9 protein-coding genes and 1 pseudogene are annotated in these 10469 nt (G+C 64.8%); 1 reads left to right on the top strand and 9 read right to left on the bottom strand.

Going from position 1 to position 10469, the window contains the following annotated elements; genetic code table 11:
* The 9 genes and pseudogenes from R3280_RS13975 to R3280_RS13935 all read right to left on the bottom strand — a co-directional run.
* A pseudogene (locus R3280_RS13975) lies at nucleotides 1-434 on the bottom strand (hypothetical protein); the annotation flags it as partial.
* Nucleotides 431-1270, bottom strand: a complete 840-nt coding sequence (locus tag R3280_RS13970; RefSeq protein WP_413468784.1) for an ExeA family protein — start codon at nucleotides 1268-1270, stop codon at nucleotides 431-433. The pseudogene R3280_RS13975 and the gene R3280_RS13970, both read right to left, overlap by 4 nt.
* A 12-nt stretch (nucleotides 1271-1282) precedes the next feature.
* On the bottom strand, nucleotides 1283-2983 hold the full coding sequence (mshL, locus tag R3280_RS13965) for a pilus (MSHA type) biogenesis protein MshL (protein WP_318999224.1): 1701 nt from the start codon (nucleotides 2981-2983) through the stop codon (nucleotides 1283-1285).
* A 20-nt stretch (nucleotides 2984-3003) separates the two neighbouring features.
* Nucleotides 3004-3330, bottom strand: a complete 327-nt coding sequence (locus R3280_RS13960; RefSeq protein ID WP_318999223.1) for a hypothetical protein — start codon at nucleotides 3328-3330, stop codon at nucleotides 3004-3006.
* 4 nt (nucleotides 3331-3334) lie between these two features.
* Nucleotides 3335-4003 (bottom strand): type II secretion system protein GspM, encoded by a 669-nt coding sequence (gene gspM / locus R3280_RS13955; protein WP_318999222.1) that lies wholly within the window; start codon nucleotides 4001-4003, stop codon nucleotides 3335-3337.
* Nucleotides 4000-4605, bottom strand: a complete 606-nt coding sequence (locus tag R3280_RS13950; RefSeq protein WP_318999221.1) for a PilN domain-containing protein — start codon at nucleotides 4603-4605, stop codon at nucleotides 4000-4002. Before R3280_RS13950 ends, gspM begins: the two co-directional genes overlap by 4 nt.
* Complete coding sequence (locus R3280_RS13945) at nucleotides 4602-5435, bottom strand: biogenesis protein MshI (RefSeq protein WP_318999220.1); 834 nt, start codon at nucleotides 5433-5435, stop codon at nucleotides 4602-4604. Before R3280_RS13945 ends, R3280_RS13950 begins: the two co-directional genes overlap by 4 nt.
* A 257-nt stretch (nucleotides 5436-5692) precedes the next feature.
* Nucleotides 5693-6214, bottom strand: a complete 522-nt coding sequence (gene ssb, locus R3280_RS13940) for a single-stranded DNA-binding protein (RefSeq protein ID WP_318999219.1) — start codon at nucleotides 6212-6214, stop codon at nucleotides 5693-5695.
* A gap of 108 nt (nucleotides 6215-6322) precedes the next feature.
* Complete coding sequence (locus tag R3280_RS13935) at nucleotides 6323-7693, bottom strand: MFS transporter (protein WP_318999218.1); 1371 nt, start codon at nucleotides 7691-7693, stop codon at nucleotides 6323-6325.
* Nucleotides 7694-7853: 160 nt separating this feature from the next.
* Between R3280_RS13935 and uvrA the strand changes: the two genes are divergently transcribed.
* The coding region (gene uvrA / locus R3280_RS13930; RefSeq protein ID WP_318999217.1) for an excinuclease ABC subunit UvrA at nucleotides 7854-10469 on the top strand (2616 nt) is incomplete at its 3' end.

The following is a 10469-nucleotide window of genomic DNA, read 5'->3' as shown; positions in this document are numbered from 1 at the left end:
GGCTCGACAGATGATGGCTCAACAGACTCGCCACTGACAGCGGCATCGGTCTCGGCCGACTCGGCCCGGGTCTCGGCAATCACGGTTTCCGGCTCGGGCGGGGCAACCAGCTCGGGCTCGGCTTCTGCCGTCGTGGATTCGAAGTCGCCGGGTTTGGTCACGACAGGTTCCGCCGGCGACCGGGTCGCCGGTGCAGGCTCCCGAGCCACCACGCCTTCGGCCACCGGTTGTGACGTTACCGGATCCGGCCGGGTCTGGCTCCACCAGAGCCAAACCACGACAGCGAGTACCACAACCAGCAGCACCAGCCAGAGCTGGGGCCGGCGACCGGCGGCCGGAGTGCTGGTAGGCGCCGATACGCCGGTATAGGCCGTGGGCGCCGGACGCTCACGGCGCTGTTCGGCGCTGCGCAGGGCATCGTTGAGCAGACTCATAGCCAGCGCCCCAGCAGGCCCAGTGGCCGGGCGCTTTCGGTGTCGCGAACCGCCTGCAGCACATGCCAGCGCCCCACTTTCTGGTCACCCCGGCCCCAGGCCGCCAGCAGCGACTTGTGGGCCAGTATATTCAGCAGCCGTGGAATACCGCCGGAGGCGCGGGTAATGACCTTCAGGGCGGCAGGAGCGAAGAGCTCGTCGCCGTTATAGCCGGCCTGGGCCAGGCGGTGACGCAGGTACTGGGCCACCGACGCCCGGTCCAGCGGCGCCAGGCGATACTGGAAGGTAATTCGCTGCTTGAGCTGCCGCAGGCTGGCCTGGTTCAGCAGGGTGTCCAGTTCCGGCTGGCCGAACAGCACCACCTGCAGCAGCCGGGTGCTCTCGGTTTCCAGGTTGGTGAGCAGCCGCAGGGCCTCGATAGTGGCCTCGGGCATGGCCTGGGCCTCGTCGATCACCAGCACCACCTGTTGGCCCTCGCCCACCAGCTGGACCAGCCGCTGGGTCAGGGCCTTGAGCACGCGATGGGTATTGTCGGCGTCGCTGACGGTCACGCCCAGCTCATCCACCACGGCCTCATAGAGGTTCTCCGGCGTCAGGCTGGGGTTGGGAATGTAGGCGGTGGTGGCCTGGCCTTCCAGGGCGTTCAGCAACAGGCGGCACAGCAGCGTCTTGCCGGTGCCCACCTCGCCGGTAATCTTGATGAAACCCTCCCGCTCACGCAGGGCCACCAGCAACAGCTCCAGGGCGTCGCTGTGACTCTTGGCTTTGAGGAAGTAGCGCGTGTTCGGTGTCAGCGCGAAGGGTACTTCCTGCAGTCCGAAGTGGCTCTCGTACATCATCAACCCTGTCTAGCGGGCCGGACCAGCCGGCTCAGGTTTCGGGGTTTCCGGCGACTCCAGCAGCTCCCGCAGGGTCTGCATCCGGGCCCGGCTGTCAGCGACGTCCTGCTGGTAATTCTGCAGGCCAGCCACCACCGGCCGCAGCAGGATGACCAGCTCGCTCTTCTCGCTGTCGAACCGGCGCTGGCGGAACAGCTCCCCGAGCACCGGTATCTCGGCGAAGAAAGGCACCGCGGCATTGCGGTCCTCGCTGTTGTTCTGGATCAGGCCGCCGATCACCACGATCTGGCCGCTTTCGGCGCGGATCACGCTGTCGGTCTCCCGGACCGTGCTCAGCGCCAGGGGCAGGGTCACGTCCCGGTCACCCACGGTAATGACCTTCTCCTGATCGTTCACCTCACTCACCGAAGGGTGCACGTGCAGGGTGATGGTGCCGTCCTCGGCAATCTGGGGTGTGACGTCGAGGGAGATGCCGGAGAAGAAGGGCGTCAGCTCCACCGAGGTGTTGGTTCTTTCCGCCGCACCCAGGGCGCTCTCGTTGTCATTGAAGTCGATGTCAGTGACGAAGAACTCATCGGTGCCCACCTTGATGACCGCTTTCTGGTTGTTCACCGTGGAAATCCGCGGGCTGGACAGGATCTGCACGTTGCCCTGCTGGCCCAGCAGTTCGATCAGGCCGGTGAAATCCCCGGCCCGGACACTGGCGGAGAACACCCCACCGATATCACCGCTGGTGACCACCCGGCCGGCCAGGCTCTGGGCGGTGAAGTCCTCCGGCAGACCGTCGGAGTCGGTGATGCTGGAGGCGCTCTGGATGTCGGACCAGTTGATGCCCTGCTGGTAGCCCTCGGTCAGGGTGATCTCCAGGATCTTGGCTTCAAGGATGACCTGGCGCTGCATGATCAGCTGGGTCTGGGTCAGGTAACGCTCCACCTGGCGCAGGTTTTCGGCGGGGGCCTTCACCATCACCAGGCCGGCTTCCGGGTTGATGATCACCTGGCTGCCCGGCGCCTGGCTGACGATCATCTGTACGGACTGGTTCAGGGTGTTCCAGAAATTCGACTCGGTGGTGGTGGAGATGCGGGTGCCCACCAGGGCGTCCACGTCGTTGCCGGTGCCTGCGGTGTCGCCTTCGCCGTCACCACTGCTGCCGGCGGCGGAGACGCTGCCGGAACTGACCCGGGTTTCCGAGCCGCCCTGGCGTTTGAAATGCAGATAGTCGATGGGGAAGATCCGGGTCTGTACGCCGCCCGGCAGAATCCGGTAGAGCCGGCCATTACGCTGGATGTCCAGGTCGTACAGGTCGCCGGCCAGCTCCATGACTTCCGGTACGGTCACGTCCGTGAGGTTCAGGGAAATGGTCTGGTCCACCTTCGGATGCACCACCGCGTTGTAACCACTGCCCGCCACGAGGGCCTCGAAGAAGACCGGCGCCGACAGCTCACGGGCATTGATATCAAAGCGGTCGCCGTCGGTATCGTCCTGCGCCAAGGGCGGCAGCAGGGCCCGGGCCACATCCGGCGGCAGGCCCGCCTCGGCCGCCGCTGCGCGGGGCACATCGGCGGCGGCCTGGGCCTCAGCCAGGCTCTGGTCGATCGCGTCCGCGGTATCGGTGCTGGTTGCCTTGCCGGTTCTCAGCAGCGGATTGTTGCTACAGGCGCTCAACAGCAGCATCAGGGCAAGGCCAAGAGCGGTGGTGGACCGTGTCATAGGGAACCCTTTGTCAGTACTCATTGTGCCGCCCTTACCCGGGGCAGCTCTTGCAGTTTCAGAATTCTTACCCGGCCGCCGTCCAGGATCTCCACCCGGTCCGGGTGAATGCGGCGTACCCGGGCGTCGTCAAAGCGCTCGCCCTCCCTACGCGCAACGCCATTGATGACCGCCACCCGACGCTCGGGGCCAATGACGATGGACGCCAGGTCATAACGGCGCTGTTCCACGGCCGGCGCAGGGAGGGCGCGGTTGAAGTCCGGCGGTCGGGTCGGATCGTTCAGGGCCCAACCGGGCTGCGCCAGCAACAGCATCAACAGGGGCAACAGCAGAAGGTGTCTGGTCATAGCATCAGACCCCCAGTCCTGCCTGGCTGAGACTCAGGGTCCGGACCCTCAAACGCGCACTGGCCTCAGGGAAAGCTTCCACTTCGTAGTCGAGCTGGCCCCAGCCGAGGCCCTGGTCCAGTGCCTCCAGGCGTTCCAGATAAGCCAGCAGTTCCAGGTAGCCGCCACTGACCACCAGCTCCACATCGTGGGCGAACATCAGCGGTTCGGCCTGCTCGGCCCGGTCTTCGTCGCTGCTGTAGACCGGCACCGGGTCCAGCAGCTCCAGGCTGACCAGTTCGAGTGCCTGCTGCGCCGCCAGCATGTTACGCAGCAGCGCCACCATGGCCTCGGGGGACACCAGCCCACCCGTCGCTTGGGCGAGCTGGCGGTCCAGGCCCGCCAGCCGCTCCCGGCGCTGTTCCATGAGCTCGCGGAGCTGCTGATTGGGGTCGTCACCGGCTTTTCGGGTCAGCAGCGAGACCTGCTCCTGCCACTCCCGGGCTCTCTGTTCGCGTTGGTCAATCTGCGTCCGTGTGCGCTCGGTGCGCTCCAGCACGGGGGCGACCGCCAGTTCCCAGCCCACCACCAGAAGCAGAACCACCAGGGTGGCGAGCATCAGCACGCGCTCCCGAACGGGGCGCTGATCAAACCAGTCACGGCCTCGGGTGAGGCTGTCGCGGAAGGCGCTCATGAGGCACCTCCATCGCGCCGGGAGCCGATCAGAAACTCGATCCAGCCACTGCTGTCGTCCCGCTTCAGGCTCAGTTGTTCGAAGCGCCGGCCACTGAACACCGGCTCCTGGCCCAACTGCTCAAGGTAGAGCGGCACCTGGCCGCCCACCCGGGTACGGCCCGCCAGGCTGAGCTGATTGTTGAGCAGATCCACCTGAAACCCGGTCAGCCAGAGCTGTTCCGGCACCCGACGTGCCAGTGCCGCCATGTAGGGGGAAAAGCCGGCATCCTCGTAATCCACCAGGCGTTCCACCTCGGCCAGCAGACGCTGGCGCTGGTTGATGGCCTGATTGAGTTCGGCCACGGTGGCCTCGAGCGCCGGGTCCGGCTGCTGGGCCTCCACCTTGGCGGTCAGGCGCTGGGCTTCCTGCTCCAGCTCACTGACCTGCGCATTCAGCGCCTGGAGGCGATCGCCGGCACCGGCCGCATCCAGGCGCGCGATCACCGCGGCCACCACCACAAGGGCCAGCACCGCGACCGAACTCCAGAGCAGGGTTGCGGCCCGCACCGGCTCGCGGCGGGGCTTGAGATCATCGGTATAGAGATTGACTCGCTGGATCATGCGGACGCTCCTCCGGGGATCGAACGGGCCGCACTCCAGGCCGTCAGGCAGCGGCTGTCCAGGGCTTCGCTCAAGCCGTGGTCTTTCCAGTTCACGGTTTCCAGATCCGGCGCCATGTAGGAGGACAGCATGGAAGACAGCGGCAGCATGGCGTCCCGTGCCACCAGATGAATGGCCCGCGGCGGCACCTGGCCCAACTGGCTTTCGAAATAGTCCAGCGAGCGCTGCATTTCCAGCGCCAGAGACTGCACCGCGTTCTCCTGCCGGCCGGCATCCCGAAGGTCATCGGAGGTCACGTCAAGGCGCCGGGAAAGATAGAGTGTCGGGCCCTTGCAGATCACCATCTGGCCATACCGGTCACGCAGATGCACCAGGGCCACGCCCTGGTTCCGGGGGTCCAGCTGGGCAGCAAAATTGCGCAGCGCAAGTTCCGCGATGTCGATGCGGTCCAGCACCAGGCCACTCTGGTTGACCAGGCTCACCAGATCCGCCGCCAGCGTCTTGCGGGCCGCCACCACATTGACCAGCTCACCCCGGCCCCGGGCGGCGTCGCCGGGAAAGGGGAAGACATCGCAGACGGCTTCGGAAGGGCTGTACTCCAGCAGGTCCTTGAGCTTCCAGCGCAGGGCATCCGCCAGCTCGGACTCTGCCAGCTCCTCGGGCCGCTCCAGCTGGAAGACGCTGTACTGGTCCAATGGCAGCACCAGCGTGGTTTTGGCGCCCTGCCAGCCCTGCTCGGAAACCAGCTGGGTCAGGGCCTCCAGGCGCTTGGCGGGAGTACAGGCCAGATAGCCGACGGCGGTGCCGTCCCCGCCACGGGTTGCAGCCACTGCCCAGCCAATGCCCTCGGAGCGAACCTCCAGGCAGACCCGCCCGACGGCCGCCGAGGGCCTGAATATTCTTTTTAGGAAAGTGGCAGCCAAAGCAATACCCGACCGTGGGATTAAGTTTTATGAGTTACATGATAGTTTAAATACCATCTGTAACTGTACGATTCTTGTCTAGTTTGACTGCATTTTGCAACTTATGCAGTTCCTGGCGACACAAAAAAACCCGGCAAACCGGGTTTTTCTGTGATGGCCGAATCCTAGAATGGAATATCGTCATCAAAATCGTCCACCGGCTCGGGCATGCTGCCCTGGCCCTGGTTGGACTGGTTGTAGCCACCGCCCTGGCTCTGGTTGCCGGTCTGGCTGTCGCCGTAACCGGCCTGCTGGGGCCGGCCCGCCGGCGCGCCCTGGCTGGCGCCACCGCCTTCTCCGCCACGGCTGTCCAGCATCTGCATCTGGCCGTTGATGTCCACCACCACCTCGGTGGTGTAGCGGTCCTGACCGTCCTGGCCCTGCCACTTGCGGGTCTGTAGTTTACCTTCGATGTAGACCTTGGAGCCCTTGCGCAGGTACTGGCCGGCCACCTCGGCGATCTTGCCGAACATGACGATGCGGTGCCACTCCGTCTTGGGCACGAGCTGACCGGTCTGTCGGTCCTTGTAGCTCTCGTCGGTGGCCAGGTTGAGGTTGACCACCGCGTTGCCGTTGGGGGTGTAGCGGGTTTCCGGGTCCTGGCCGAGATTGCCGATCAGGATGACTTTATTGACGCCTCTTGCCATGATTTGCTCCTAACCTCTGGATTCCATCACCGCGCCCCGCCCGGCAGGACGCTCGCGATGACCTCTCTTGTTTGATATTGCCGGCAGTCCGTCGCCGACACGATAAATTCAGGCCGAAGTGGCCGGTCGGACGAACGGAAAATCCGCCAGGCTGGCCTGCTGGAACTGCTGCCGGTCAACCTTCAGGTAGGCGGTGTCGGTGTCTTCCAGGATAACCACATCCTCGACCCCCGGCAGGCTTCGCAGCCGCTGGTCCACCTCCGCCACGGACATCCCCGTCGCCTGCCGCAACTGTACCACGAAACTGGCGGTGTGACTCGGCCGGGGCATGGTGACGGCAACCCCGAACCAGACCAGCAGTATCACGGCCATGAGCCCCACCACACCGTTCAGGCCGGCACTCTCCAGCAGCAGCCCGCCACCGGCACCGCCGACGAAAGCACCCATGAACTGGGAGGTGGAATAGACCCCCATGGCGGTACCCTTGCTGGCCGCCGGCGACTCCTTGCTGATCAGCGACGGCAGGCTGGCCTCCAGCAGATTGAAGGCCATGAAGAACACAAACAGCACAAACCAGATACTGGTGAGATCCAGGGGCAGGCCAGCGAGACCGGCCATGGCCGCCAGCAACAGCAGGATGGCACCGCAGAGCACGGTTTTCATGCGGCGCTTTTTCTCGCCAATGATGATGAACGGCACCATGGCGAAAAAGGAGGTGACCATGACGGTGAGGTAGAGCCACCAGTGGGAACTGGACGCCAGCCCGACCCGGTCGGTCAGCAGGCTCGGGATCACCAGGAACAGCGCGGTGAGTACCAGGTGCAGGGCAAAGATGCCGAAGTCCAGGCGCAGCAGGCGTCCGTCCGTCAGCACCTGGCGCAGCATGGCCCGGGCCGGCAGGGCATCGGGGTTGGCGGCCTTACGAAGGGGTTGCGGCACCACACGCTGCACCAGGATCAGCGCGATCACCGCCAGCGTGGCGGTGAAATAGAAAATGCCGGAGAGCCCGAACAGGTCCCCGAGCAAGGGGCCCATCACCAGCGATATCGAGAACGACAGGCCGATGGAGACGCCCACCAGAGCCATGGCCTTGGTGCGCTCCTCCTCCCGGGTCAGGTCACTGAGCAGGGCCATGAGCACACTGGCAATGGCGCCGGAGCCTTGAAGAATCCGTCCCGCGATCACACCGTATATGGAGTCGGAGATGCCGGCCAGCACACTGCCCGCGGCGAACAGAACCAGGCCGATGTAGATCAGCCGTTTGCGGCCGAAGCGGTCCGACAGCATGCCGAAGGGCACCTGCAGCAAGGCCTGACTGAGGCCGTAGCCGCCGATGGCGATGCCGATCAGGGCCGGCGTGGCGTGCTCCAGGTCGTCCGCCAGCAGCACGAACACCGGCAGCACCATGAACAGGCCAAGCATGCGCATGGCGTAGACGGATGCCAGCGCAGCCACGGAGCGTTTTTCAAGGGCGTTCATGAAAGGGGCGGTTTCCTTGGCTCAACAAGTGAGATCGGCATCAAATCAAGACCGGGGTCCGGCCACCGGCGCCGCATTGTACCAGATGCGATCTCGCCCGTTCGCATTTCACCGGTGCCGGCCGAACACGGTATACTGATCGTTTTTATCGGGGAGCTCTATGGACCGTATCCAGATCAAGGGTGCCCGCACCCACAACCTGAAAAACTTCGACCTGGATATGCCTCGGGACCAGCTCATCGTGATTACCGGGCTGTCCGGCTCCGGCAAGTCATCGCTGGCGTTCGACACCCTCTACGCCGAGGGCCAGCGCCGCTACGTGGAGTCCCTGTCCACCTACGCCCGCCAGTTCCTGTCGATGATGGAAAAGCCCGATGTGGACCACATCGAGGGCCTGTCTCCGGCCATCTCCATCGAGCAGAAGTCCACCTCCCATAACCCTCGTTCTACGGTGGGCACCATCACCGAGATCTATGACTACCTGCGATTGCTGTTCGCCCGCGCCGGCGAGCCCCGCTGCCCCGACCACGGCCAGCCCCTGGAGGCCCAGACCGTGAGCCAGATGGTGGACCAGGTGCTGGCGATGCCGGAGGACAGCAAGCTGATGATCCTGGCGCCGGTGATCCGGGATCGCAAGGGCGAGCACCTGAACGTGGTGGACACCATGCGCAGCCAGGGCTTTATCCGCCTGCGGGTGGATGGCACCGTCTACGACATCGACGACGTGCCGGCGCTGGACAAGAAGCGCAAGCACCAGATCGACGTGGTGGTGGACCGCTTCAAGGTCAAGCCCGGTTTGGAGCAGCGGCTGGCGGAGAGTTTCGAAACTGCGTTGGAGCTGGCGGACGGCATCGCCCTGGTGGCGCCCATGGACAGCGACGGCGAGGAGCAGACCTTCTCAGCGCGCTATTCCTGCACCCAGTGCGGCTATGCCCTGAGTGAGCTGGAACCCAAGCTGTTCTCCTTCAACAATCCCGCCGGCGCCTGCCCCACCTGTGACGGCCTGGGCGTGCGGCAGTTCTTCGATCCGGAGAAGGTTATCCAGCATCCGGAAGCCACCCTGGCGGAGGGCGCCATCCGGGGCTGGGACCGGCGCTCGGTGTACTACTTCCAGCTGCTGAACAGCGTGGCCGAGCACTACGGTGTCGACATGGACACCCCGTTCAACGACCTGCCGGAGGATTTCAAGGATGTGATCCTGCACGGTTCCGGCCGCGAGGACATCACCTTCAAGTATGTCAATTCCCGCGGCCACATCATGGAGAAGGCGCATCCGTTCGAGGGCATACTGCCGAACCTGGAGCGGCGCTATCGGGAGACCGACTCCCAGAGCATGCGGGAAGAGCTGGCCAAGCACCTGAGCCAGCAGCCCTGCATCGACTGCGGCGGCTCCCGTTTGCGCCGCAGCGCCCGAAACGTCTTCATCGAGGAGCGCAACCTGCCGGACATCACCACCCTGCCGGTGGGAGACGCCCACGATTATTTCGAGACACTCACGCTGCCCGGCCGCCGCGGCCAGATTGCCGAGAAGATCCTCAAGGAAGTGCGCCAGCGGCTGCAGTTCCTGGTCAACGTGGGTCTGCAGTACCTGACCCTGGAGCGCAGTGCCGATACCCTTTCCGGCGGCGAAGCCCAGCGCATCCGCCTGGCCAGCCAGATCGGCGCCGGCCTGGTGGGTGTCATGTACATCCTGGATGAGCCCTCCATCGGCCTGCACCAGCGTGACAACGACCGCCTGCTGGCCACCCTTACCCACCTGCGGGATCTGGGCAACACGGTGATTGTGGTGGAGCACGACGAGGACGCCATCCGCGCCGCCGACCACGTCATCGATATCGGCCCGGGCGCCGGCGTGCACGGTGGCCAGATCATCGCCCAGGGCACCCCGGAAGACATCATCAGCGCGCCGGACTCACTGACCGGCCAGTACCTGAGCGGCAAACGGGAGATCGCCATTCCCGACCAGCGGGCCAAGGGCAACGGCAAGACCCTGACTCTCACCGGTGCCCGGGGCAACAACCTGCGGGGCGCCGACCTGAACCTGCCGCTGGGGGTGATGACCTGCATCACCGGTGTCTCCGGTTCCGGCAAGTCCACCCTGATCAACAGTACCCTGTACCCGGTGGCCGCCACCAAGCTCAACAAGGCCACCACCATGAGCCACGGCCCATACGACAAGCTCACCGGCCTTGAGCATCTGGACAAGGTGATCGACATCGACCAGAGCCCTATCGGACGGACGCCACGCTCGAACCCGGCCACCTACACCGGCCTGTTCACGCCTATCCGCGAGCTGTTCGCCGGTACCCAGGAGGCCCGCTCCCGGGGCTACAAGCCCGGGCGCTTCAGTTTCAACGTCAAGGGTGGGCGCTGCGAGGCCTGCCAGGGCGATGGTGTGATCAAGGTGGAGATGCATTTCCTGCCGGACATCTATGTGCCCTGCGACGTCTGCAAGGGCAAGCGCTACAACCGGGAGACCCTGGAGGTACGCTACAAGGGCAAGAACATCAACGAAGTGCTGGAAATGACCGTGGAGGAAGGCCGGGAGTTCTTCGACGCCGTGCCCTTCCTGGCCCGCAAGCTGCAGACCCTGGTGGACGTGGGCCTGTCCTACATCCGCCTGGGTCAGAGTGCGGTTACCCTGTCCGGCGGCGAGGCCCAGCGGGTCAAGCTGGCCAAGGAACTGTCAAAGCGGGATACCGGCAAGACGCTGTATATCCTGGACGAGCCCACCACCGGCCTGCACTTCTACGACATCCAGCAGCTGCTGAATGTG

Source organism: Marinobacter sp. (genome assembly GCF_033722195.1).
GTDB lineage: Bacteria > Pseudomonadota > Gammaproteobacteria > Pseudomonadales > Oleiphilaceae > Marinobacter.
The sequence above is the reverse complement of the archived record's forward strand: the minus strand, read 5'-3'. Positions and strand labels throughout refer to the sequence as shown.